Annotated in this window: 20 protein-coding genes; 11 read left to right on the top strand and 9 right to left on the bottom strand. The window is 57.2% G+C overall.

The features are described from left to right. Positions 1-235 precede the first annotated feature (235 nt). Genes E4O92_RS12535 through E4O92_RS24830 form a run of 5 tightly spaced genes read left to right on the top strand, consistent with a single transcriptional unit; the run spans position 236 to position 7,127 of the window. Positions 236-1,603, top strand: a complete 1,368-nt coding sequence (locus tag E4O92_RS12535; RefSeq protein WP_135190109.1) for a metallophosphoesterase — start codon at positions 236-238, stop codon at positions 1,601-1,603. Beyond that, a complete protein-coding gene (locus tag E4O92_RS12530; RefSeq protein WP_135190108.1) occupies positions 1,603-2,628 on the top strand; it encodes a GTPase-associated system all-helical protein GASH in 1,026 nt (341 codons plus the stop codon). The genes E4O92_RS12535 and E4O92_RS12530 overlap by 1 nt, the downstream gene beginning before the upstream one ends. Continuing rightward, on the top strand, positions 2,625-3,653 hold the full coding sequence (locus E4O92_RS12525; RefSeq protein ID WP_135190107.1) for a TRAFAC clade GTPase domain-containing protein: 1,029 nt from the start codon (positions 2,625-2,627) through the stop codon (positions 3,651-3,653). Before E4O92_RS12530 ends, E4O92_RS12525 begins: the two co-directional genes overlap by 4 nt. Beyond that, the gene (locus tag E4O92_RS12520) at positions 3,650-4,492 is read left to right on the top strand and encodes a TRAFAC clade GTPase domain-containing protein (protein WP_135190106.1); all 843 of its coding nucleotides are present in this window, start codon (positions 3,650-3,652) and stop codon (positions 4,490-4,492) included. The genes E4O92_RS12525 and E4O92_RS12520 overlap by 4 nt, the downstream gene beginning before the upstream one ends. Before the next feature lie 4 nt (positions 4,493-4,496). Further along, positions 4,497-7,127, top strand: coding sequence for a GAP1-N1 domain-containing protein (locus E4O92_RS24830; protein ID WP_167759779.1), 2,631 nt, complete (start codon positions 4,497-4,499; stop codon positions 7,125-7,127). Positions 7,128-7,305: 178 nt separating this feature from the next. On the opposite strand, the gene E4O92_RS12510 is transcribed toward E4O92_RS24830, so the two are convergent. After that, entirely contained in the window at positions 7,306-8,721 is a 1,416-nt protein-coding gene (locus E4O92_RS12510; RefSeq protein ID WP_135190105.1) for a hypothetical protein, read from the bottom strand. A 38-nt stretch (positions 8,722-8,759) separates the two neighbouring features. Next, complete coding sequence (locus tag E4O92_RS12505) at positions 8,760-9,587, bottom strand: helix-turn-helix transcriptional regulator (RefSeq protein ID WP_229483312.1); 828 nt, start codon at positions 9,585-9,587, stop codon at positions 8,760-8,762. A gap of 132 nt (positions 9,588-9,719) precedes the next feature. Between E4O92_RS12505 and E4O92_RS12500 the strand changes: the two genes are divergently transcribed. Genes E4O92_RS12500 through E4O92_RS12485 form a run of 4 tightly spaced genes read left to right on the top strand, consistent with a single transcriptional unit; the run spans position 9,720 to position 16,127 of the window. Continuing rightward, a complete protein-coding gene (locus E4O92_RS12500; RefSeq protein WP_135190103.1) occupies positions 9,720-13,391 on the top strand; it encodes an ATP-binding protein in 3,672 nt (1,223 codons plus the stop codon). Further along, positions 13,384-14,007, top strand: coding sequence for a condensin complex protein MksE (locus E4O92_RS12495; protein WP_135190102.1), 624 nt, complete (start codon positions 13,384-13,386; stop codon positions 14,005-14,007). Before E4O92_RS12500 ends, E4O92_RS12495 begins: the two co-directional genes overlap by 8 nt. A 6-nt stretch (positions 14,008-14,013) precedes the next feature. Continuing rightward, positions 14,014-15,246, top strand: coding sequence for a hypothetical protein (locus E4O92_RS12490; RefSeq protein ID WP_135190101.1), 1,233 nt, complete (start codon positions 14,014-14,016; stop codon positions 15,244-15,246). Beyond that, a complete protein-coding gene (locus E4O92_RS12485; protein WP_135190100.1) occupies positions 15,246-16,127 on the top strand; it encodes a DUF7281 domain-containing protein in 882 nt (293 codons plus the stop codon). The genes E4O92_RS12490 and E4O92_RS12485 overlap by 1 nt, the downstream gene beginning before the upstream one ends. 403 nt (positions 16,128-16,530) lie before the next feature. Here the strand turns inward: E4O92_RS12485 and E4O92_RS12480 are convergent, their stop codons facing one another. The 6 genes from E4O92_RS12480 to E4O92_RS12455 all read right to left on the bottom strand — a co-directional run bounded on the left by E4O92_RS12480 (position 16,531) and on the right by E4O92_RS12455 (position 22,075). Beyond that, entirely contained in the window at positions 16,531-17,064 is a 534-nt protein-coding gene (locus E4O92_RS12480) for a hypothetical protein (RefSeq protein ID WP_135190099.1), read from the bottom strand. Positions 17,065-17,293: 229 nt separating this feature from the next. Continuing rightward, on the bottom strand, positions 17,294-17,890 hold the full coding sequence (locus E4O92_RS12475) for a DUF1287 domain-containing protein (RefSeq protein WP_135190098.1): 597 nt from the start codon (positions 17,888-17,890) through the stop codon (positions 17,294-17,296). Positions 17,891-18,073: 183 nt separating this feature from the next. Then, positions 18,074-18,298, bottom strand: coding sequence for a hypothetical protein (locus E4O92_RS12470; protein WP_135190097.1), 225 nt, complete (start codon positions 18,296-18,298; stop codon positions 18,074-18,076). 502 nt (positions 18,299-18,800) lie between these two features. Continuing rightward, entirely contained in the window at positions 18,801-19,271 is a 471-nt protein-coding gene (locus E4O92_RS12465) for a hypothetical protein (protein WP_135190096.1), read from the bottom strand. Positions 19,272-19,644: 373 nt separating this feature from the next. After that, positions 19,645-21,495, bottom strand: coding sequence for a DUF7380 domain-containing protein (locus tag E4O92_RS12460; RefSeq protein ID WP_135190095.1), 1,851 nt, complete (start codon positions 21,493-21,495; stop codon positions 19,645-19,647). A gap of 118 nt (positions 21,496-21,613) precedes the next feature. Then, a complete protein-coding gene (locus tag E4O92_RS12455; protein ID WP_135190094.1) occupies positions 21,614-22,075 on the bottom strand; it encodes a hypothetical protein in 462 nt (153 codons plus the stop codon). Positions 22,076-22,665: 590 nt separating this feature from the next. Between E4O92_RS12455 and E4O92_RS24825 the strand changes: the two genes are divergently transcribed. Next, entirely contained in the window at positions 22,666-23,628 is a 963-nt protein-coding gene (locus E4O92_RS24825; RefSeq protein ID WP_167759778.1) for a hypothetical protein, read from the top strand. Positions 23,629-23,637: 9 nt separating this feature from the next. Here E4O92_RS24825 and E4O92_RS12445 read toward each other — a convergent pair whose 3' ends face one another. After that, positions 23,638-24,615, bottom strand: coding sequence for a site-specific integrase (locus E4O92_RS12445; protein WP_135190093.1), 978 nt, complete (start codon positions 24,613-24,615; stop codon positions 23,638-23,640). A 187-nt stretch (positions 24,616-24,802) separates the two neighbouring features. On the opposite strand from E4O92_RS12445, the gene E4O92_RS12440 reads away from it, so the two are divergent. Beyond that, positions 24,803-25,825, top strand: a complete 1,023-nt coding sequence (locus E4O92_RS12440) for a DNA-binding protein (protein WP_135190092.1) — start codon at positions 24,803-24,805, stop codon at positions 25,823-25,825. The last annotated feature ends 266 nt before the right edge of the window (positions 25,826-26,091 follow it).

Here is a 26,091-nt window from a genome sequence, read left to right as displayed (position 1 = left end):
GCTGTTCCAAGTCGATCGATTACTCGAGCCTGGATGGAGTAGTACGGGCCGGACCGAAAACTGCATATCACTCTATCTGCAATCCTTGCTGCTGCTCTTCTTCGAACGGTGCCGGGGCGGACCTTCAGTTTGGCACATACACCTTCGATGGTAAAAAGTGAATGTAGGTGACAGAAGTTGCCATTCTGGTATCATTCGGCCTTATATATTTCATAGGCCGCAGCTTGGGGGGCGTATGCCGGCAGTCTTCGTTCACGTGTCAGATATCCATTTCGGTCAGGAAAAGGATGATCGGGTTCACATCCACGCTGATGTAAAACAGCAGTTGATTGCCGATGCTAAGGAAGTCGTCTCAAATATAGCTGGCGGGGTCGCTCACGGCATCTTGGTCACCGGCGATATCGCACAGTCTGGAAAATGGGCGGAATATGAGGACGCTGGCAAATGGCTGGACGAACTGGCGGCGAATATCGGCGTGGAGATCCACCGTGTTCAGATGGTGCCAGGCAACCATGATCTCGACCGATCAAAGCTGTCGTTCTCTGGAAAGCAGATTCTCGACCACATTCGTGCGGGTGGCCCCAAGGAATATGAGGATATCCTGAACAATTCGACGGATCGGGCAGCACTTTTCGCCCGGTTCGAGGATTATGGCCGCTTCAGCTTCGGCTACAACTGTCCCCTCAACAACGAAGGTATCTTTGCGTCCGAGATGGAAGTGAATCTCGCGCCCGGTCGAGCGATTCGTTTTATCAGGTTCAACTCCTCCCTCCTTTGCCATGGCGAAGAGCGAGATGAGCACCCGGAACTGGTGATAGGTGCACGTCAGTTCATCATCCCCCGTACAATCGGAGTGGAAAATATTGTCCTCGTTCACCACCCTTTGAACTGGTACAAAGATCAGGATCAAGTGCGGGATTACATCCGCAGCAGGGCTCGAGTATTCATATCAGGCCATGAACACAACCCGAAGGTGTCGATCGATAATGTCGAGGCGGGCTGCGATGTGATGATGCTCGCCGCCGGCGCTACCGTCCCCTATAAGTCCAACGAAGTCTTCACTTTCACCTATAACATAATAGAATTTGATTGGGATGAAGAAAACGATGGATTATCGGTGACGATGCACCCCAGAGCGTGGAATCCGAAGCGTACCTGTTTCGAGGCTGATCATAAACGTCTGGGCGGGCAGAATCCCAACTTCCGTTTAGCGTGCCCGTTTTTTCGCAAGGCGGATCGTCCAGCCGCCGCGCCTACGACCGCTCAACCTGCAGATACACCGATTGCCCAGGGGAGCACATTTTCCGTGGAGCCGACCATCGAAATGGTCCCGATGGAGTCCTTACAAGGGGAGCCACAGCCCATGTCACCGAAGGAAGAAGGTTATGAGATCGCCCGGCTCCGGTTCTTCCGCGATCTGCTCGAAGGAGAGCGCCTACGCATCCTCGTTGAGCTGGACGCGCTTCCGGAGAATTCCGATGAGCGGATGTCGCAGGGGCTGGAACGCAGGTTGTTTGATATGCTGGTCCGGAATGGAAAGTTGGCTGAGGTCAAGAAGATGATCGATCAATTAATTGGTGAACGGAAGGACGGGGCACGGTAATGGACAAAATTGCGGTTCACATGCGGATTTCCGGCGTCGCCGTAAGCGATAGCGATGTGGATTCCCGGCGCGCGGCGGCAACCAGCCTCGCAACCAGTTGGGGAAAGGAAAAACAGGTATCGACGATCGTCTCTAAGGCAGCTGATGTTGCCGAGGCGCTTGGCGGCGACGGCACCCCTTCGCCCACTCTCGGCGGTGAAATCCAGAAGGCGATCCAGAAAAAGGCACCCTCGTTCCTATACGAGGAGCGCCCGCTCGACGTTAGCGTCTGTGCTGGCATGGCAATGGTTTCTATGTTAGGTGCCAGCCCGGGCGCGGGTGGATGGTCGATCCCCGATGTCTATGCCACTGCACTTTGGTCCGCACTTGCCTATCAACCGGCACTTGCAGCCGACCGACGCGAGAATCTCCGCCGTGAAGTTCTTGATGCGGCTGCCCGCTGGAGCGCAACGGTGGCCGAGAAGGCAAGGGAGCGGATCAATGTTCCCGACCCGTCCGACGTAGAGATCACCATTGACGGCAACAATGTTACCAATAATTTCAAGAAAGCGATGGCCGATACAGTTGAGGCGCTGAGTCGCAATGCCGCGCTGGATCGTGAGGAACTGGATTTTCTGTGGTGGGCGCAGCTCGGCCGCAGCCGGTTGCTCAAGAAGCAGCTGTCTGCAATAACCGAGCCGACGCGGATCGTAACCGCCGGTATCGAAGGGGCAAGGATGCTTCGCCGCCTTCCCTGCGAGGTCCATCGCGAGATCGTCCTTCGGACCCTGGACCAGGATCCGGAACTGGATCTGCCGGAAATGCTTGTGGCCATCGGCGAAGATCGTGCAGTACTCAGCGGGGCATTGATCAAGAACTATGTTGTCGCCCATCCCACCGTTTTCCCGCTCCTTCACGCACTGGTCACTGGTGAAGTGGACGGATCGGGTGCGTCCACGAAGCGGCGTGTTTCGGAGTGGGGTGAGCGGGCCCTGCTGGAAGCGGGGTTCGCCAGATTGATGTCGCAGGGCGCTGGCAAGCTATGAGCGGATCATGCAATTTCGAGGGTTGCACCGTCGACGAGACGGGGATCTGCGCACTCGAGCGCGACCCATCAACCTGTGGCAACCGTGTTAGCAATGAGGCAGTAGGCGCGATCTCGGCGGATGCTCCTGTTGACGAGGTAACATCACAGCCCGGTGACCGGCTGGGGGCACCTGTACTTGAACAGCCCGTGCGCATGAGCCCGTTCCCTTCTAGCCGACGGCTCGGGCTGGAAGATCTGAATGCGATGATGGGCGCCAGATACGTCAACGTGGTTGGCATCCTCGGCGATCCAGAATCCGGCAAAACGGCGTGTTTGGCTAGCCTGTATCTACTCGTCTCGCATGCGATGCTAAAGGGCTGGTCCTTCGCTGACAGCAGGAGCCTTGCTGCTTTCGAGGAGATCGCGCGCGGCGCCCGTGACTGGAACGATGGCAAGGCGCCGGAACAAATGACGGTCCACACCGAGTTAGCGGACGATCATAGTCCTGGCTTCCTCCACCTCAGGCTCGTCAGGCTTTCGGACGGACGGCGTGTCGACCTAGCGCTTCCCGACGTGCCGGGGGAATGGACGCAGGCGCTTGTCAATACGGCCCGATCGGACCGGTTGGACTTCATGAAGTCGGCTGAGGCTATTTGGATCGTGCTTGATGGCCGTACGCTCGCCGACATCGAGAAGCGCCAGGGACTCATAGCTCGAGTGGGACAACTCGCGGGACGTCTGAACACCATGCTGGACGGCCATGTGCCACGGTTGATGGTCGTGGTGACTCATCGCGATTTGCATATCCTCAACGACAACGTGGCCGATCGTTTGCAGAAGGAACTTATTCGCCGAGGCGCGAAGGCCGAGATAGTAGGGGTCGCTCCATTCTCCGACCATCCAGACGAGGTGCCGGCGGGATTCGGTATGGCCGAACTGATTGACCTGACCGTTGGGAGGCCGGCCGAGCGACCTACCTTCTGGCAATCGTCCGAACCGGCTGAGAGCGATCGCGCCTATTTGAGCTATAGGAGGGATCGTTGAGCCGATCGATCATACTACTTGGTGGTCCCGACTCGGGAAAGACCAACTATATCGGCCGTCTATGGCGAGCACTGGACGACGGGACCGGCGCGCTGCATGCTGCGGAGCAGCCCGAAGACATCAAATTCGTGCTTGAGGTAACCGACCACCTTTTCCAAGGAGGCTTTGCGCCGCGCTCCGAACACAGCGACGCGCGTCGCGACTTCGAAGTGGTTGTTGCCGCGACGAAGGACGGGCCGCAGTCAAGGGTCATTGTGCCGGACATCTCGGGCGAACTTTGGCGCAAGGCTGTCATTGATAGCGAAATTGACCCGGATTGGATGAGCGAACTGCAGCGAGCGGACGCCGCTCTCCTTTTCGTGCGAGTTGGTTCCGACCAGGATGTCCGGCCGCTCGATTGGGTGACGTCACGCAAAATGCTAGAGAAGCTCGGCGGCGAGGAGGACCAGGGTCTCCCAACTCAGGTAATGCTATGTGAGCTGATCCGTTTTCTCGAAGATTCACTCGCCGACCGCGAGGGCGGCGGGCTTCCCCGCCTCTCGGTCGTCGTCACCGCATGGGACTTAGTCGACGCGGGCAAGTTCGAGCAGGGGCCCGTGGCCTATCTCGAGCGTGAATACCCACTTGTCGCCGGGAGACTTGCCGACCTAGAGAATCTCGATGTCCAGATATTCGGCCTCAGCGTCGTCGGCGGCGACCTAAAGCACGATGCCGACTATCGGGAGGCTTTTTTAGAGGCGGGGCTAGATGGCCAAGGATGGGTCGCCGTGCGGGACGGAGATGGGTGGAGGAAGGATCCCGACGTCACCCTGCCGATTGCCTGGGCAGTGGGCCTCTGAATCCGTGATTTACGCCGAAATCCAGATCCACGGCTATCGCAAGGGGCACCAGCTACTAGCGTCGTCTGTCGTACTGGCAAAGGACGATCAGGCGGTTGTGGATCGCCTCTCCGACGTGGCCGGTCCTCTGCGTCCCAAGGAACAGTTCACGCCTTATCTGTCTGCCTATCCGCTGCCGAGCGGAACCTACTACGTCATTGCCAGGACATGGCAGGACATGACCGTTCCTCGGGCGGGCTGCGTTAGAACCAAGAGCGTACTGATCAATGCACAAGTCTGGTCCCGCAGACCGCCGATCATCCCCATCCTTCGCCTGCTCGATTCCGCTCAGTTGCCGACCGAGACGGATGCGGTGCGCATCGAACTGGAGGAACAGCTTGAGGAGCGACTTCCCCCCGTTCCCAACTTCCGCGCGAGCGAACTGCTCGAGGCACTTTTTCTTGAGGAAGTAAAGCCGGTGGTGGTGTTTGACGCACCTGATCCCGAGCTAATCGCTTTGCGCCTACTCACCGCGCTGTGGCCCGATATCCGGCGGCGGTTCGCGCTTTCGACGTTCGCCCTGGCGCCTCGAAAGATAGGAGGGCGCGACCTCGACCTCGTCTTCTCGCCGTCGAATGCCAAGGCCAAGTTCTCCGACTGGCCCGGACGTCGTGTGGACGGCCGCTCGTCGCAAATTGATCGGCATAGGTGGACGGGAACAATCGTACGTCGTGTCTTTGAGGAGCCTGTGCCGAGGCTGCTGTCCGATAGGGAGATCGACCTTCTTGGTGATCGTGCCGCGGAAAGTGTGGCCGCCCTGCGTATAGCGTTGTTGTGGGACGAACTACTCGACAAGCTAGACCGCGCCCCCACCGCCGCCTTAGGGCTATTGGACATTGTCAATTCGGGGATGCTCAGTGATACATCGTCGGTGGAAACACTTGAATTTCGGTTGGCAGAGGCTACGAGTAGGGCTGCAGGCAGCCTTCCGCCCAATGAAGCTTGGGACTTTGTCGGCGCGATCGCCCGGAAGATGCAGGGACACGACATGCCAGCCGCCAGGACGGCGGTCGAGCAGCTTGCGACGCATCTGGCCGAGTGCGCGCCCGGTGGTGCGGTAAGCTTGTTGCGACAGCCTGATCTCAAGGGTGCGATTGACGAACTCATTCCCAACATTGCAATAGGTCTCGGCAACGGAGCCGGACCGCGCGTCGAACAGGTGCTTCTCGAGGCGCCGTCGGACATCATCGCGCGTCTTGTTTCGCAAGGCGGCGCACTGACCAGTCGTATCGCTGCGGATAATGAACTCATCGAAAGGATGGGGGTCGTCCTAGCCGAGGTCGATCGAGCGCTCGGAGACAAGGCCGGCATGATGTTGCTCCCCCTCCTGGTCGAGGATCGGCAGCTTCCCGCCGCAATGCCCATCTTCGGCAGGCTCGACCTACAAGGGATCGCCGCGGAACTCCGTTGGCTAGGGGAGGCCAACGACTTCCACGCCAAGCGGCTTACCGCCGTGCTCATCGATCGGGCGCGCGAGGTCGGGGGCCTGCCAGCCGTTCGCGATGTCTTGATCTTGTCGGACGCCTCGGCGCGAAGGGACGAACTGCTCGCGCGGGCGGTCGAACCCATCTGTTCGGATGTGCTTTGGCTTCTGGACGAGAAGCGCCTCTCCGAAGCGACGTCCGCTGCGCTACTCGTACGTGTGCTGCGGCGTGCCGACGATAGGCAGTTCGCGGCGCTGCTCTCCGATTGGGAGATTGGGGAGCGCATAGTTTCGCGCATCCCGGATGACGCCGTCGACCTGCTGGTGAGGGCGGCGATGCAGGACGGTCTCCCCATGAATGCGCATATCCGTGTCATCCGATCTGTGATGCCGAAGGTCGACGATGCCAGGAAGTTTGAGATCGCCGGGCGCGTGACAGGAAGGTGCCTCCGGAACCGGTTCGACGGTGACGAAAGCGCAGTTCTGTCTATGCTGCTCGGCATTCTCGGTGCACGACTTGACGGCGGATGGGCAGCCAGGACGGGGCTGGAGCGCGGCATCGACGCCGATGTCGCGGATCGGAACCTTATCGCCTTTGAGAATGCGCCGTCGGTCGCGCGCAAACGTATCGTTGGGGCTGTTGATGAGATTGCCCGCGCTCTGCATGGGCGACATGTCATGGATCTGGCTGAAGTTGCCAACGACGCGTGCGCCAGGCTCATGTTCGATGCGGAGAAGACATCGCTCATGGCTTTGGTCAATGCCGCCGGTTGGCTCATGCCATCGCTACTTCGTGCCCGTCGGCAGCCTGTTTCGCTGATGATCGCAGCCTTGTTTCCTATAATTTATCGGGAAATGGCAAAGGCCGATGACGTATCCGACTATCTGAGGTATGTACCCTTCCTCGATTGGGATCGCTGCAAAACCGCGCGTCGTGAGCTGGTCGACGCGTTTATGTCGTCATCTTGGAAGGCGGGTGATCTAGCTTTAACCGCATATCGATGCGGCGACGTCGCCAAAATCCTCTCGCGAGTGGCCTGGTCTTATGGTGGCGAGAAATATCTTGCGCGGATCGAGAATGACCTGGGCCGTCTGGACCATGAAAGCCAGCGCTTCATCAAGCGCACGATTGCCGAGATTCGCTCAGACAGTCGCCATAAGTTTAACTTATGAATAGGCGCTCGGGGGATTGGTGCCGCTTTGCATCCTTGGACGATAGCGGTGTCGGTGCGATCCGGATCCGGGCTGAAATAACCAGTCCTTCTAAGTGCTGGATCGGAGTCGATCGGTATGGCAAGCGCCGCTCGTTCAATGCAGGCGATATCCGACAGCCGACGATAAACAGATGGTCCTACAAAAAAATGGCGCTTAACGGATTCTTCGTCTTAGGGTCTAGCAACGTCAGCCTTTGGGAGATGTGAACAAAACAAATCACGTATGCTTTTCTCGCAAGCGGAATGTCCTTAAACTGCAGGGTTTCGCCCGCATGCAAAATCTTTCCCCTACTGACAAACAGTTCTTGGACTGCATCACACATAGCGGCAACCCCACTTTTCCCCGCTAAACATGTCCGTACACGCATATGGATGCGGTCAGTGACACCCCGAGCATAAAAGTCAATCAAGAGAGTCTCGAACGCAATCGCCAGCGCAACAATGTTTTCGGACGTTTGTCCGCGGGCCCGGAGAGACCTACGGAAATAATTAATTGAACTTAATAGCTTACGGAACAAGCGGCTGAGTTCTTGACTTTTGCTTCCAATGACGCAGTGACGCAAATAACCATCCTCGAGGAACTCAAGCGCATTTCGAATCGTCGTAAGTTGTGACCGCCGCGCTTTGCCCTTCCAAGCGCGAGGGTCAATGTCAACACCGAGGTCCGCCAACTCGGCGAGTTCAATCCGATTGACGTGCATGGGCGTGCAGTCGACGCTCAGGTGAGACTTATTCGGGTCAGCTTGGAACAACAAATAATGCGCAATGTCGAGCGTTTCCCAGTTGTTTACTCTCGCCGTACTAAAATCATGATATTCCGAGGGAACCTCCCGCCTGCCCATCACCGCTACCATTGCGATAAGTGTAGTGGATAGCCGCAGTTTCATGAGTAGGATTCGTTGGTTTACGTAGTAACCGCTGGCATACGAAGAAACCCTGACAGCCAACAGCGGATTCTGGGTAAACCACTTTAAAGGCCGAGACCGGTAGTAATGTTCCAGTAGTTCTCGAGGTACTTCGTGCACGATTCCCAAGGTTTTTCTGGCGAACTCAACGAAAGCAATACTTCGATCAAAATTGTTTGTCTGAGGAGTCAACTCAATCCCAGCTGCCGAGAGATCCAATGTGGCTACACGTTGTGGTCGACCGAGACCAAACAGACCTAACCCGAGAAATCCGAACGAATGTAGCGGATAAAGGACCAATCCGGGATGATGAAGCCCGTTCTCCAGGACGCAATCGCAAAACGCAACAAAAGGGTGTACGTCAGCTTTGAGGGACATGTACAGCAACTGCTCTATAGCATTGACGCTTAGAAATATGTGGCGCGACCATAATTCGTCGAGCAACTGCCGCCGCAAAGCAACAAGGTGGTACTCCACTCCTTGGGCGAGCTTTTCGTCGTGTTCGAAGGCATTGAACACGAATGATTCCAGATCCTCATAACGATCGAGGAACGCCCTGTTCGCAGCAAAAAAAGCTATCGCTGCTTCAATCTTTTTGATTTTTGCACGCCTGCTCAAAGCCTGCGCCAGTCCATCGGTCCTGCTCAAACTTCCTCCCCGTACGATTTCTAACTCGTCGCTACAACTTATTTTAGTTGCTTGAGCTCAGCCACAAACAGCTGATGGGCAGCAGGATCGTCTGTCTTGGGTGATTCGAACTTCGCTTTGACATAAAAGAGCATCGATTCTCGCAGCTTGAGGGTAAGCTCCAAATCATCCGGCAACTGGTACTCCGCACCGATGGCTTGCCGTTGCTCAGTTTCAAGTCTGGGGTTGGGCGTGACGAGAACTTCCACGAAAGTGTTCCACTCTGTATCGGCCACAGGATCGATGTTCGTTGCAGCAACAGCGCGCGTGGCGAGTATGCGCCCCAGTACAAAGTCGCGGAATTCACGGCGCGTGTGGCAGAAAGCTCGTACATGCCAGCGCTCCGCGTCGGAAGCGAACGCATGCGGTGATAGCCAGCGCCATTCGGGCGCTTGGCCCGTCATCGATTGATATTGAACCTCGATTTTTCGCCGCTCCCGTACAGCCTCCACCACCGACAATAATACTTCGGGGCTCGCGCGCCGGAGCGGCAGCGGCCAGTGGGCAACGGGCACCTTCGCTGACGGTATAGCGGCAAATTCATCCAGGGTGTCGGGCCGAATCAAAGCTGGCGAGAAGGCAGGCTCCGGGACGTAGCGTCTACGGGATTTGTTATAAACCATTTTTCCCGGGAAGCTATCCATGTAGAGGCGGAAATCCTTTGCCGCTTGCACGGTAGTCACTTCGAATGTATCGACCAGGTCGGCCCGTTGGACCTCTCCCTTCCAAAAGAGACAGCGCTCGATATGCATCAACCGCTGCCGAACGCTGGTTGGCAGTTGCGCCGCCTCTGGGGGCGACAACGGGGCAATTCGGGGTTCGGTCACGCAGATATCCTGTGATTTCGTACAGTGTTGACAGATGCTATCACAAACGGTTAAGTTAAGATACATGTATATTAAATTTATAGATAAATAGTTTTATTCCTTTATCGCTTTCTAGCTTCGAGGAGTGCTCAGATGATTGCCGACAACCCGGCCCCGGCCAGTCGCTTTGCTTTGAACAGAGTGATTATGGTGGACTCCTATACCGCCGGCCGGATTACGGAACTGCCCCTCCAAGGGGGGACGGCCATTACTGGGCGCAACGGTAGGGGAAAAACTTCCCTGTTGAAGCTGATCCCCGCATTCTTCGGTGAGCGTCCGGATCGGATTGTGCGGCCCGTCAGCAATCAGCAAAACTTCGCCCGATATTATTTGCCGCGGTCGACCTCTTACATCGTCTACGAGTACTACCGGGAAGACGTCACCTGTTGTGCCATCTTGTGTGGCGACCCGTCTGGCGATTCAGTCGAGTACCGCTTCGTCGGCGGCGCTTACCAACGCGACTGGTTCGTCCATGAGGATGGGAAATCGCTGGTGGCAAGCGCCAATTTGCTCGAACGCTTCAAACTGCGGGGAGTTGTCTGTAGTCGCAAAATGAAGCTCGACGAATATCGCGCAATCATCCAAGGCAAACGTGCCCATGGCAGTGATCTGAAGCAGCATCGGCGCGACGTCCTGGCGTACTCCTTCTGCCCGTCAAGTCAGCCCCTGCCACACATCGAACGCATCGTTTTTGGCATGTTCACTCGGAAAACGAATTTCGCCGATTTGCAGAGGATGATCGTTGCCACTGTGACCGACGCGGCAGGTCAGATCTCACTTGGTACGGAGCGCAAAAAGGTCGAAAGTTGGCCCGACGCCTACCATAGCTATTCTGCCGTCATGGCCCACGCCAGCCGCATGGAAGAGGTGGAGGCGGCGTACCTTGCGTCGTTGGCGGCAGAGCAGGAATTGCGCACCTTGCATGGCCGCTTTCAAGCACTCGATGATAGCCTCAGGACGGACCAGACGAATCTGCAGTTGGAGCTCGAGGCAGCGATAGAACAGGAAGCTGCGGCGGGCCAAAAATTTACCACGATGCGCAGCGCCATCCTTGAGCGAATCCAGAAGGCCAACCTCTCGATCGAAGATGCAGAGCGCAAATTGAATGTGCTCTCTAAGCAGAGCGAACAGTTCCAGAAAGAAGGCATTGCGGAAAAGGCGGCCCTGGTTGACCTGGAAAGCGAGATTCTTGAGGCCAACGCTCGGCTGGGAGAGCGCAAAAGCTTGCTGCTACGCGAGCAGTCCAATATCGATGTTGAATACGAGGCGCTCGCGCGAAAGCTAGACCTCGAGCACAGCCAGCGATCACATGAATTCGAACGACAGCGTTCCAGTTCAAGGCGGGACCATCAGCATAGAATGGAGGAGGTGGCACGCGAATTCGACGCGCAGCAAGAACACGCCCGCCAGCAGGCGATCCCGGAGGAGAAACAGCTTCAAGAGGCTCTGGCCGCGGCAAACGTGGCACTGGGATTGGCCAAGGCGCAGCTGCAAAGTCCCCAGCCCGACGCCGGCCTGGTCGAGATTGTTGCCCAGCAAGAGGCAAATGTCGCCCAGGCGCGCGAGAAATACGATGAATGCGCCGGCCAGGATGCGCTCGCAAGCAAGGCCTATGACCGGGCGAGACATGCTTTTGACCAGGCAGAGAGCCAGTTGAAGGTCCTGCACTCCGAAGTAAGTCACGCGGAGGCCCGCCTAGAAACCCTTCTTTTGCAGGCCACTCCGGACCAAGATAGCGTCCTCTATGCCCTGCGTGCGCAGCACCCTCAATGGACGCAGGACATTGCCAAGGTGTTGCGTGAAGATCTGTTAACTCGCACCGATCTCGCGCCCGTGCTCGGCGAGATTACCGACAGCATCTACGGCTTGCGGATTAATCTGGATGCGGTCGAAACGCCCCTGATAGCCGACGAAAACGCGCTGCAGCGTAAGGTCGACGCAACGCGGGACGACATTCGGAAGGCCAAGGACCGAATCGCCGAGCAAGAAGCCGCCATTACCAAACTTGGCGCCGACCGGCTTTCGGCGCAACGCACGGCCGATTTGTGCTCAGGGAAGGCAGCCAGTGCAAAGGCCGGCCTGGCATCGGCCGAAAAACTGCTGAAATCTGCGCGGGCCAACGTGCAACACAGCCGCGAAGCAGCTTTAGAGCAAGCACGGCAAACCTACGTCGAGACCGAGCGCACATGCTTGGACGCGAAGGAGCAGCTCACAGCTCAGCGAAAGCGCGTTGAGGAAGGCGTAGCACAACTGGTCGCACAGCGTCTCGCGCGCAAACAGGAGGGCGATCGTGAACTTGATCAGGCGCTTGCCGAGATAGACGGCAGAGCAGAGGAAGCGGAGGAGCGTTACAAAGAAAACCGTGCCCAGATCGAAGATGACCGGGCGACCAAACTCAAAGCGAACGGCGTTGACATGGCGGCCCTGGGTGAGTTGGACGAGAAGATCAAAGAGGCGCAGGACCAACTTAAGTCCATCGGAAAGGCGCGCAATCACGTCGCTGAATGGCGCCTCTGGCTTGCCTCAGAATGGAGCCAGCGCCCCGTTTATGAAAACGCGCTGACGTCGGCGAGGAAGGACAAGGCGAAGGAAGAGCAGGCCAAAGCGGCGTGCATGAAGTCATGGGATGAAGACAAGACAATTCGCGCACGGGTGCTGCAAACGCTGCGCAAACGACTCGCGGAAATCGCCACGGAACAGCAGAGGGTCTCGAAACATCTCCAGCTCCTTGAACCCTACGCTATTGCAGCACACTCCGTCCCAGTGTTCGATCCGGCTTGGCAGTTGGCAGCCCTCATCGGTCAATACGTGCTTCAGGTGGGGGAACTGAAATCCAGCGAAGAACGCTTGGCGCGCGAAATCGATACCATCAAAAAGGCGTTTACCGCGCATCGGCTCTCGCCACCAGACCAATACTATGACACGCACCGTCAAACGATCGGCCCCGACCGTGCTGCCCAAGCGAGAGAATGGGTTCCAGCCTTCAAGACATGGTATACGAGCGAACACCTTCAATATCGGCACCTGCTTCGCGTCGATGCCCGAACGATCGCGGAAGCGGTCGGGGACTTTCGCAATCGGATGGATAATTTTCACCGCAAAGTCCTGCAATTCAACAGGGAATTGCAGGAAAGCCTAAATGCCAACCAGGGCTTTGAAAGCATCGGGCAGCTGAGCGTGGAGATCGTGTCGTCGATTCGCGAACTCGAGTACTGGGACACAATCGAAAAGGTGATTGACGCGCGCGCTGACTGGCTGGATGGAGAATTGGTCGACCTGCCGCCGCCTGCCTTCGCCACAGCACTCCGCGAGCTCCTTGACCATTGGCATTTGAAGGAGGGCATCCAAGCAGAATTAACCAATCTCGTTCGCATTCAGGGCGAGGTCGTCGAAAATGGGAACCGGCGTCCATTCAAAAAGGCGGAAGACCTGGAGACCATTTCCTCCAACGGACTATCGTATATCGTGATCGTCCTCATCTTTGTGGCCTTCATCAACCGCGTCCGCGGTAAGGCGCCGGTCAATGTGGTTTGGGCCTTAGATGAGATCAAAGATCTGGACCTCGGGAATGTGGAATTATTGATGGACATCCTGAACAGGAACAACATTACTCTCGTTTCGGCATGTCCGGATCCAGATCCCGATGTGCTCGCGCTGTTCCGAAACCGGCGTTCTATCAAGCTCGACCGGTGTATCTATGACCCGACCTGCGCTGCGCCAACTGAACGGCAGGACCGTGCACAAGGGGGCGCCAAGCATGTTTGAACAGGCAATGCCGCTGCTTTTGTCCGGGGAATTTATCTGTGAAGTGCGCTATCCGGACGCCTACCGTTTCCTTGCTATCGAGTCAAACCAAAAGGACGTCAATGCGTATCTGACCCGGATCGGCCGTGCCTTGGTGATGACCGAGCAACGCGGCGCCTGGTACGCCGCATATGAGCGCATTGGGCCCGATGAGAAGCGCGCCATTAAGGAGGAATTTGCGCACATCAAGCAAAAAGTCCGGTTCCTGGTCGACTTCTTCGTTAAGGCGATGCGCGCGAGCGGAATGGAGGTCTTTTACTCTAGAGGAGACAAGATAGAAGCTCACGCGCTCATGGCCGCGATCGATGGCAATCCCGGCCTGCGTGCTGAGTTTCAAGCAATGGGCACCGTCGGGCGAGGCGGAGCCACCGACGGCAAGTTGCGGGGGAGCCTGGATCGACAATTGAAACTGTTGGTCGACGACGGCTTTCTCATTTGCGTCAATGAAGAGCGAGAAATCTACCAAGTCACAGGCAAGATCGAGTATCTCACCGAAATCGTGCAGTTTCTAATGACTGCCGAAAATATTGGCGACGATATCGAGGAAGAAGAAGCACCTGTACCGCGTTTGTTATAGCTTACTATGCCGAATCACCCTGACCTCGTCATTGCACACCTTAATGAGTTGCACAAGCACCGGCAGCTCATCGCCGCCGCGTATAACCGCGGTGAAGTCGACCATTCTGACGATCCGGATGGAGGGCGGGGTCTGCACAAGCTGAACCAGGCACGCATTCTTATCCCGTTCAAAGAAGGTACCTACCGTCTGGCCAGCTCCCTCGCCAAGCATCTTGACGAGGCACTTCGTGTCGACAGGCTTTACTCAATGGTAGGGGCTGATGTCGCTGATCTCGACAGGCGGCTTCCGGAGATCGCGGACCTTGTCGCTCACGCAATCTTTGATGGGCGCCCGGACGATGCGGACCGCTATATCGACGAATTCGACCGGGCGGTTTTCGCCTTATCCGACAGTGTTACCGTCGCCCTGCAGTTCCTCCGTGTTTTGGCCGATAACCGATTCGCGAACGTTCCCACCTATGCAGAGAAACGCGCCCAGAACGAATTTTATCTGGGGCGTGTCGAGAGCATCAGCCAAGCATTGGGCGCAATCCAGTCCAGTAACTTGCTCCACACGCTGGAGGCCACGCCTGAGGGGGAGCGGATGTGCGAAACGTATCGCTCCCAGATCGTAAATCATCTTCCCCAATGGCGTGCTCAACTGCTCGACATCACCGCAATCTTGCGGGATTATCTTTTCCGCACCAGGCAGATCGAACTGCTCGCAAAACGCATGCGTGCCTTCGAGCTCTTTTTAAAACGTACGCCATCCTTTGTCCCGCAAGAGATCGAAGTATTCGATGACGCGCCGGCGTGGATGCGCCGGGCCGCTGGCTTTTCTTTGGTGGCGCATCCATGTATTCAAAATCCGGTTCAGGAACAGGTATTTTATGACATTGCGATGTCGATCCCAAGCGTCAAGCCACCCATCAGCGCACCGGCACGGCTCGGCGCTCTGCTGCCGGATGAACCTGAACTGACGGACGACGAAATGGCGAGTACCCAACCGTGGCAAGAAGCGCTGGCGGCACTGCTTGCCGATCTCGGTGACGTGCCGGTGTCCGCGCTCGCTTGGAAAGCACAGCGTTGCGACCTTGCGCAGCTCGATGACGATATCTGGTTGCTGTGCCTGCTACACGAAGGCTCCTTGCGCCGCAGGCGCAGCGCCGATGTGAACTTCGAGCCCATAACAATCGATACAGAGCCGTTGTGTGGGAATATTTATGTTACCGACCTATTGCTATCGAAGGTGCGTTGATGACCACAAAAATGCTCGCCCAGAGCTTGTTGAAAGTTGTTCAGAGCCCGGCTGAGCGAATGCAATTCCATGCCTCGAAGACGCTTACAGCATTCGTCGCTGAAAGCGGTATTGGCACCCTTCGGGGCAGGAACGTCATGTTCAACGCGGCGCATAAGGTGCGGATTCGCGCCTGGCTGCGCGCCGACAACATCGATCCGACTACTCCGGCCGAAGCCTGGGCTGGTGTCAGTCGCGCTGCAGCGCTGGAACTGGGGCCAGACGAGAAATGGGCGGGCCTGGCCGTACGTGCCAACAGGATTGCGCTGAAGGCGCTACCGGGCCGGCCACTGAAGTGCGGACGCGAATCTATCTTCCTACCGCCGCGGGATAATCTGGAATGCGATGTCTCCAGTGCGCTCGATTGCATACGACACGAGTCGGTGATTGTGGTCGAGAACTGGGAGGCTTTCGAGCGCATTGACGACCTCGAACTCGATCTGGGAGCAGCCGGAGAAAACCCGCTCGTATTGTGGCGGGGCGGCGGCCATACCTCGATTGGCGCGGCAATAAGTTTTCTGGACGCTTTCGGTCGCCCGGTATGGTCGGCGCCAGATTACGACCCGGAGGGCCTTGCCATTGCATCGCGGCTGCCACACCTCAGGGGAATCCTGGCACCGCCAGAAGATGTGTTGCGCGACCTGTTAGGCAAATCCAAGCTACAGGGACGGTATAACGGTCAATTGGCAGGCGCCCAAGTGGTGCTGGACTACGCCAAACATCCTGATGTGCGTCGGCTGTGGGCTATCGTGAAAGCGAGCCGCAACGCGCTTCCCCAAGAACGGTTGTGCAGGGGCGAGAGCGAACGCGCCAACCCGAGCGTGGGAGCTTATCCCACGTGAAATTCCTACCCAGGAAGCGATTGTTTCATTAACATGTGGAAACGGCTTGCCGCGATGAGTAGCTTCACGGAACAGTTCGGGACCCATTCAAGAGACTATTATCGTAGGGGAGCCAAAACGCGCTGTAATGTTGGTCTGTTCAAGAAATTACAGCCGCCAACGAGGCTGTATTTCATTCTTAAGTTGTTGTTTTTATTGGGGGACCATTCAAGATTATTCTGGCCTAACACGCAGGCGGCCAGGGAATCTAGCGCCCGAGCGTGGCCGGAACCGGGGGACGAAGGGCAGCACTGGCCAATCGAGGTGCCGCGCACTGAGCCGAGCGCGGCCCCAGCGGACGCCCAATATCGAGCTCATTAAGTACAACTATTAGTGGCAAGTACGCGAGGGCTAGGGGAGGTAGCTAAACAGGCGACTCTGGATGATAGTTCAGTCCGGCACCCAATAGGTTTCCCATTCCAATCGAAAAGAAAACCGCGGTCTTCTGCCACCAGTGGGGATCCGATACCGCCTCGATAAGATCTTCTGTTTTTATCGCTGCCGCTGCCAGAAGGCGCCCACCTTTACCATTCAAAAACGCTTGCACCGTAATGTAGGGATACAGGTGGCCATTATTTTTGTTTTTTACATCAAAGCGCTTTTGGAACTCAGTTTCGCCGCCATTCGGGCGGCTGACCCGTACAGTAAAAGTTTGGTAGCAATCCTTCCACTGCACGCGGCTAGCGATTCCACGTACCACAGAGGTTCGAGTGAATAGCTGCCATGCGTCAATCCCTGCCAAAAAATCCAATTCGTCTTTCGACTCCTGTCCGGCCGCTGCCTCCCCAGGTTTCAGCGTACCTCCGTTGAGTAAAGGCACCGTTAATATCAAAGGCCACACAATATTCCGAAAATCACGCGCGCTTCGCCCAAGAGAGAGGCGGATCTGCTCTTTCATATCCCATCCAAGATTGTGTACGTCGCGGCACCCCATTCAATATCCATTGAGCAAGCATGACAACAACGCGCCGGCAGTTGGGAAGTAATCAACGAGGATTGGATGACCCTCGCGAGTGAGGTGTTGAGCTTGCACATGCTAAGTTGTCCCGCTTGTTCTACGCGGGGCCCGGCGCTGTCGACGCTTTGCGCTTCGCCCGCGACGCGATCCGGTGCCCGACAAAAGATCCTTATCGAGGTGTCCCGGTCGACGCCGATGGGTACCGGTAATGGCCTGTGATCGGGAACGCGAACAGGATATCGTCCAACGTCGCGCCATAACCAATGTTGTGGATCACTAAAGGAGTGCCTGCTGCCGAAACCTGGTCCGACACGATGCCAATATGCGGTAGGCTCGGCTGGATCTGCCAGGTAACGATGTCGCCCGGGCGAAAGTCCGCGGGCCGGCCAGTTACGCCAATCGATGTTCCATGACGACGAAAGAACGTGGCAAGGTTGGGTACACGGCGGTGGTCGATGTTGGTGTCGGTCGACTTCAGGCCCCATTTTGCCGGGTGCGGGTACGCATTCCACGCCTGCCGCATGTCCTCGTGCACCAATTTTTGCAAGTCGATGCCGATCGTTCGGTACGCACGTATCACGACGTCCGTACAGACGCCGCGGTCCAGTGGCACGTCTCCTCCAGGATAAGCGATGCGCTGGTAGCTGCTGTCATAGAGTATCGTGACGCCGATCTGGGCTCGCGCTGCGCTCGCCAGGTCGCTGACCGGACTGGCGTTTGCCGTTATCACCATCCACGACAGGACGATTGGAGCGAATCGAAGCATAGTCGGGCTTAATGCCAAAGTTGAAGTACTCTGAACCGACTGGCTGCGGGGCCTTTCCACAGAACGGGATCGCTCAGCCAACGCCGTACCTTCTCGTTGAATTATCGATGTTGCAACGACGCGGCATGCTGTGTTGCCGCAAATCGCACGGCATTCAGATGGACAGGGGCGGACCGACCGGTCCTACTGCAAGAGCCCGTAGTCGATTGGAGCCTGAAGGCCGTCGGTCGGGCATAGAACGGCCTCGAAGCGTTCCTCATCGAAGAATTTCTGAAACCAGGCCCAGTATCCGTCGGCGTGATAATCGTCGTTCCACGTGACGAGCGCAGTGGCGTACTGGTCGCCACGTAGGCCGAGTAGTTCGCTGTCGAAGACGACGATCCGATGCGTAGCAAGTACCTGAAGCATTCTTCACATCTCTCGCTCTGTGGCCGCGTTTCCCGAGAATGCCCACCGAGGCGACGACCGGGCAATGGCAATCAATACGGATTTCTGAAAAAGTATCCATCAAATAACGTGCGGCGCATTGCTTGGGCTCATTCGCGCGGGTGCCTGAATACGCGTTTCAGCAAAGGAACCGCCATCTGGAACGTGTTTTTGTAGCGGGTGACCCAGGTGGAAACACAGCGTCCTGCAAAGCCGTCTAGACGGGTTCGATTCCCGTCCTCGCCTCCAGTTTTCCGAGTACGGGCCCCGTTGGGGCCCGTTGACTCTGTCAACTTGTGCTTAGTGCCGCCCGCTCCGTCCTTGCGGGGGACGGATTCTGAGCGAGCTCAGGAAATGGTTTGGGCGAGCTCGTGCCGCTATTTTTCCAGTGGCCTTCACTCCTCGACACGGGCAAGGGCGGCGGGCTGCGGAAATTATCCACGGTGTGTTGTTTTCCCAGCGCCTAGCAGACGTGGCAAGACGCTTAGAGAAGCACGAACGGGCCTTTGCGACCCGTCTTTGCCTCCATATTCGCTAGCATAGCCTCAAGGCGCCCAGCTTGCTCCGCTCCAAACACCAGGAACCCGAAAGCCGTGCCAAACGATACCTGAAGCACAAACATGTCCGCATCGGGCACTCCGCTGTACTTGTACGAGAACTGGTCGTTAAGAAACTGTCGATTTCGCTTTAAGGTTGGGACCACGCCTTGAACTTCGGCAAGCAGCTTGAAAATCGGGTAATGACCGCTCCGAATCAGCTCTGCATTTGTAAACCAGTTGAGCGCCAACTTGCCTGCCCTTGGAAATATGCGGTTCGTCTCGATGAAAAAAATACCTTTTGAAAGTTTTTCTGCAAAGGTTTGCACAGCCGAGTGCATCTCTTCGGTGACTTTCACAGGTGCGACACCCTTGTGCGTTTCACCGTGATCCGGGGTAATACCCAACTCGCGGTTCATTCGCCTCGCTTCTATCGAGTTTGGCAGCATCTCCTTGATCAGTGAAGGATATTGGCGATTCACCATTCTTAAGAGCCCCTCCAATCGTCCATCAGTATTCCCTTGATCGTCCAGGCCGCATCTTGCTAGCGTAGCGATAAGAAGATCTTGGTCAGAGGTCCCGTTATTGCAGCTAGCGCATGCCGGAAACTCAAAACCTTCTGGCCACTGACGATCCTGAAAAAGCGCTCGAGGTGGACAATGCTCTATTGTTGTTGCGATCTCTAGGCCACCACAGAAAACGCAGTTGCTCTGTTTCGCGAATAGTGCGTCTTTTCGATTTTTACTTTGTCCCATTTTTGTTCAATTTAACTATGAGCTCGGCTGTGGATTGCTACTTGGACGGCGCCACACCTTCGGGATCAGGCCCTTGCATCGCCGCCATATAGGACCAAACTACCAAGCGAAGGACTAGCCACCACGCGTAGACTCCAAGCTGTCCGTTGCACAATCCGCTGTCTGCCAAGCCGTGGGCAACAGCATTGCGCAGGTTGGGGCCCTCCTGTTCGCACATGATCGAGCGAATCGTGAAGGTTAGATCCTCTCCGAATACCGCTGCCATTTGTTCGCGCTCCACGAGCGTCGAAAGGCCGGTTTCCATGTCGATACCGTCCTTGTCATGGGTCGTTGTATGTGCGCCAACGTTCTGCAGCGCGACCCGCACCATGTGTTCGAACTGTGGCATCAGTATGTGGATGGCCTGCACGTAGTCGCCGCAGTAACCAGCATATAAACCTTTCGCAACCACGTCTGCTCGGTCGTTCGGGACGAATGAGGCACTGTAGGCTAGGTTGGCGAAATCCAGCGGGGTCAGATGCGATTCCATCTGCATGGCGTCGAGTGCTGGAATGATCATACCGTGCGCCGTCATTGCTGCAAGCTCGACACAAGACTTGACCGCTCGAGCCTCGATTTGGGCCGCCTCCGCCTCAGCCCCATTGTCGGCCCCGCCGCGTCGGGCGATCACGCGTCCGTCCTCAGCCAAAGTGGCTCCGCCGAACAGCCGGCCGACGAGGCTCTGCGAGACCAGATTTTTTGCCGCGTCGTACAATTTCTGGCGGTTTGGGAAGGGGTGTAGTGCGCAGAACGCAAGCAGCGCGTCCAGCGGCGTTTTCCCGGTCACCGCTCGCATGCTCTGTTCCACGAATTTCGTCAAATCAATCGTGGGGCCCTTGATAAGCTTCATCTCGCCCAAGGCCAGGCGCCCAGCAGCGGCAAGCTTCGCGCGCAATGTATCGATGGTCTCTTCGACCTTGTGCTCTGCCCGGTATTGCCCTGGGACTTGGCGATAGGTCGCGATCGCGCGCGTGATGAATTCCTGACGAGCGATCGCGGATCCGCTTGCCTCCGCCAAATCGGCGTAGCTAGACGCGAGCATTGCCAGCACGCCGGCCTGCTTTTCCGGAAGATGCGCGCGCTCGAACCACCGTTCGGCCTCTTGGAAGAAGCTCTCAGCAGCGAATCCGTTGCCAGCGGCTAGGCGCTCCCGACCGATCCGTTCGAATTCACCGGCGATCCTGGAGGCTTCGGGACGGGCGCGCTTTTCGACGAAAAGCGGACGTACGTACCAGAGCGGCTCGATGCCGTCAGCGCCATGCGCATTATCAAATGCGCCCAAAAGTGTCGATTCGATCTCCGTCGCTCGGTTCTCTGCGCCGGCGCCGATCGAAATTGCAAGTTGCAGCGCGCGGTGCCACACGGCCTGGCCGCTGATGTGCCAAGTATCGGCATCAATGGGGTGTGTGCGATAGCCGTCGATTGCCGTACGTGCGAATCCGATACCTTTGCGCCGGTCCTTCATCCACACCAAGTCGGCCAAGCGTGCCCGCAACAGGTCATTTTTTACTTCGGCGCAAAAACTGCCCAGCAGGTCGATATCGGCCTGACTGAGATCGTCGGGGATCATGGTTCGCCGGCCCCCGATGACGAGCATCGGTTGGAACGGTGCCGCCTTTTCGCTGGGCGTCAGCATCATTGAGCAGATTGCCGCCATGAAGCCCAAGGCCCGAGCTTTGGCTTCATCCCCGGCAGCCTTTGCCTCATCCGCGGCCTTGTTCAGCGAGGTGTTCATGGCCGTGTAGTCAACGGTCGACGGTTGATCCAAAACCGCGTTCACGCCGGCGCTTCGGAGGTCGTCGAGCGTTACTTTGGCAGGTTCCAGGTTGTCAGCGGAGATATCGGGCATAGATGAATGATTCAAAACGATTCATGGTTGAGGACGTCATCCTACCGCTGCATTCGATAAAAACGTAGCTAGAACGCCCCTGGATGAAACTACTTCTGTGCTCCCCTCGCGCACATCTTCAACTGCCGCTAGTCCACTTTGGCAGGCCCCCAATTACTGACCCGAGCAGAGCTTGTGTAATGGCGTTTCGAACGCGGCCCACCTGATAACTGTCGTCTCCACCTAACGGGAACTCCAGGTTCTCATCATTGGGTAACAGCAAATGGTTGGGCGCAACAATGCTCATCAATATGCTACCTGTGACCTCGTTACCTCCAATGAGGGAGATGTCGACGTAGCGCGCGGAAGCGAGCTCGCCATTAGGCAGTGTGTATTTAGCGTACTCGAGGCGAACAATGTGGCGCGTATGAAGGACGTCAGCGAAAACGCTGAGAGGCTCGTCCGGGACAAGGGAATAAACGACGTGCTGCGAAAGGAGATCGTCGGGGGATGTCGACAGAAGCGTGTCACGGATTCTTTGCGCTAGCTGCGTGACAGCCTGCGCTTGGGTTAAAAACTGGCTTATCTGATATTGTTTCATTGTCGCTCCATTGCTAGTGGTTATGCGGGTGACAACACTACACGATGTTGAAGAGTGTAGGAAGTGCTCTTTGTTGGGCCAGACCTAGCTGCGACGTTGTAAGGAGGAAGGGGGCGGTTCACTTTTTCGCTTCTTTCCCACTTCGTTTTTTCATCCGGCATTGGGGGGCGGCTGCGCCGTTTTCGGTTACGTGCGGCGTGAGTGATGAGCGAGCTCAAGTGGTTATTTGTGCGAACGCATGAGGTGTTAACTGAAGTGCTAACGCAAGTCTTTGATTTCGAAGGGCTCCAGCGGCCTGCAAAGCCGTCTATACCAGTTACCTCCTCAACAACGGCGCCCCGTTTCGCCAGTCCTCGCTGGCGACGGGGCATCTCCAATGGCTCTCTTCCGGTGGGTGTCCTTCTCGTCGGTTTGCTCGTCAACTGGGTACTCATCAACCGCTCGTCCAAACAGATCGGTGGACGGGCCTGGCAGTAGGGCGGAAGTTCTGCGGCGGTCAGCGAGCAGCTCAAATTCTTGACGATTGCCAATCCCCTTCGACTACTCTCAAGCACAATCTCACTCACCGCCGACGCCTTGGAGGACCTATCGTGCAAGCCAAGAAAAAGTACCTGTTGACGTTCAGCCTGCTTCTTTGCGTCGTCGCGGCGATGATGGGATTCTCGTACTACGTGAAGGCCCGGGACCGTGAGCAGGTCGAGTTCATCACGAGCTTCTACAAAAACTACCTGTCTATGCCAGAGACGCAACAGGGATATTACGTAATTCCGCCCGGGTCGTTCTATTCAAAAGGCGCAGAAGCCCGGATCGAAACCAACGCAAAGCTGTGCGGGACACTGTCTCGCGGTGATGAGATCTGTGGTTACGGCGCGGATTATGACGTATTCCTAGACGCCCAGGAGATCGACCCGAAGCTCTCCTTCGAAAAGGCCGGCTTCAAGGCCGTTGTCTCCGGCAAGAATACCGTCGATGTTTCCTTCAAAGTGTATCCTGAATACGGCGCCGACTACGATCGGAAGATGAGGTACGTGCTGGTGAAGGAAAACAGCAGCTGGCGGGTCGACGATGTGCTCGTCGCTGAGAAGGGACGCTTTTCCGAGAGAAACTCGATGCGCAACGAGATCGAATACGAAAATCAACACATTTTGGAAGAAGCGCGCGAAATTTCAGAAGCGGCTACTTGGGTATTCAGCTATCTGAGGGATGCTGACATGCTTGATCGGGCTGAACGATTCGTAGCCTTCCCGGTCCAGCTTTGCAGCGCAGTGGGAACCTGCCAGACCTTGCAAAAGGGCGATACACGGCTGCGCCAGACGATGCTCGCGTTACACAAAGCCTACTACAAAGGCGATTCCGATACGACTGTTTTGGACGGCTATTGGCCGAAACCCGGCCTGGAGCGGGTCGAACAAGGAAAGGTCATCAAGCTGGACGCTTTCAATTTCACCTTCCAAGGGAAGGCGTGGTGGATCACCAAGATTGACCTCAGTAGCGTGGGGCGGACGATCCCAGTGCAACGACAACAGAAAGTGGAATCGCAGCCGGCGGGATAAAGCCTGGCGTCACCGGAGTTTTCGGGGCCGCGCGGCATCGTCGACCAGTGTGGACTGGATCTGCGACTCGATCCGGTGCCTCGCGAAAGGATCGCCGGCGTCGATGTAGCGTATGGCCGACTGGACATTCTTCCATCCGACATACTCCATCAGCGTTTTCAAGTCCCAACCATTGGATGTCGCCCAGCTGGCAAATCCCCGACGGAGCGAATGTGCACTGTAGCAATCGGCGTCAGGTATGGCGGCCTCGCCGAGCATTGCTCTCAGGAGCGGGATAACGCTGTCGGAATGCAGCCCACGATCGCTGACATGTCCCCAGCGATCGATGCCACGATACGCCGGGCCTTGTGTCAGTTGCGCCGCGGTGATCCATGTAACGAAGGCGTCGACCGGGCACAAGCGCGACAGCGCCGGCGCCCTGAACGTGCTGCCTTCGTTCTGGCGGTCGCCCTTGCTTATCGGGAAGTAGCAGATCATGCCTTGCCCCGGCACCACCTCGACATGTTCGACCAGGAGCCGGGTCAGTTCATCCCCTCGAAAGCCACGCCAGAAGCCGAGCAGTAGGAACGACCTGTCCCGGAGATGGCGTAGCTCGTCGCCGCGGTTGCACCGTCGGCGGGCGTCCAGCACCGCGTTATTGAGCCGCTGCGCTACCTGCTCGATCTGATCGAACAGCAGCGGCTTGGCCTGCTTTTCCTGGGAAAGATGCAGTGCACGAATACCGCGGAAGGTTTTGCGCACGACCGGGGCTTTGGTCGGGTCGGGAAAGCCTTGTTCGATGTGCCATTGTGCAAGCGCCGCCAGCCGTTGCTGCAAGGTGTTGACCGAATGCGTTTCGGCATGGTGGGCGAGATAACGAGCGATGCTGTCGGCGGTGGCGGGCAGGAAGCCGCCCCAGTCGATCTCGAAGTGCCGGATGGCTGAGGCGTAGCTCTGGCGCGTGTTATCTCGGACCGCGGCTTCAAGGTATTGGTCGAGCTTGGTCATCGTGTCGCTGCCAAAGGGAGCATTACGGACGCATGCCGGAAAAACGGTGGGAGTTCTCACATCATACAGGATAATGTCTGATTATCCGATCTTATATTTGGATGAAATATCGCTTGCTGCTTAGCTGTATTTATTATGTAATTACGTAGTACATAACGCAGTACGTTAAATCGTGGAGAACCCGGATATGGCCAAGGCAGGCATCTATATTTCCGAGGTGCGCAAGGCGCGCGACGCATTGCTCGCCCAAGGCAAGCGTCCATCGGTTGACGCCGTTCGTATCGCGCTCGGCAACACCGGCTCGAAAACGACTATCCACAAGTACCTCAAGGAGTTGGAGGCAGAGGAGGGCGCCGCCGGCGGGCGCAAGGCGTCGATCTCCGATGCCCTGCAGGATCTCGTGGAACGCCTCGCGGCCCGGCTCCAGGAAGAGGCCGATGGACGCATCGAGACGCTGCGCGCCGAGCATGCAGAACGCGAGAGGCAGCAGGCTGCGGCGCTCTCGGCCGCCCGCGCGGAAGCCGAGCAGTGGCGCACGCAGTGTCAACACGCGGAAGCGGCTCTTGCGGAAGAGCAGCAAGCTCACGCGGGCACCCGCGAGGCCCTGCAGCAGGAACATATCGCCCGCCATGCCGCAGAGCAACGCAGCGCGGCCCTGCTGGAACGCCTGACGGACAAAGAGGTGCACTGCGCCTCGCTTGAAGACAAGCACCGTCATGCCTACGAAGCGCTCGAGCACTACCGGCAATCGGTTAAGGAACAGCGCGAGCAGGATGCACGGCGCCACGAGCAGCAGGTCCAGCAACTGCAGGCCGAGCTGCGCACGGCCCAGCAGACGATCATCGTCAGGCAGGACGACGTCACACGGCTGAACCGTGAAGGGGCGCGACTGATAACCGAACTGTCGCAAGCCCGGCAAACGCTCCACGAGTCCGAGGAACGCGGACGCCGCTATGCAATCCAGCTCGAGGCGCTCCGAGGCGTCGAACAACGCAATGACGTTTTAACTGCGCAGCTCGCAGACAGCGAACGGCAAGCAGCCACGCTCGATAACCAGATTGCGACGTTATCAGAGCGGGCACGTGGCCTCGAAATCGCGCTCGCGGCGGCGAATGCCAGGAATGAGGGGCAACAGGGCCTCGTCGCGGAACTGCGCGCGTTCCTCGTGGCTCGGGAAAGACAAGCGGACGCCAAGGGGGCGGTTGAGTAAGAGCCCTGCTTCATTTACTCCCAGCGAAATGGCCGGGTGAAACCCACATGCATGTAGCCCAAGCGTTGCGTCCCAGCGTGGAAACTGGCGAGGTGCTCGGCCCTAGCGCGGCTCACGACCGCCTAGTCCAACTGAACGTGGCCGAGCAGGTGATCAACGTCGCCAAGACAACTATCGTCCGCAACGCGTCGGCGTCCAGCCGCTCACTATCCACAGTCGGGTCTACGGACTGTACGACGGTCTGTTGCGTGATTTAAGCATGACGG

This window comes from Massilia horti, from assembly GCF_004614195.1.
In the GTDB taxonomy this organism is placed as follows: Bacteria; Pseudomonadota; Gammaproteobacteria; order Burkholderiales; family Burkholderiaceae_D; genus Telluria; species Telluria horti.
Note: the sequence above shows the minus strand (reverse complement) of the source record. Positions and strands in the feature narration are given on the sequence as shown.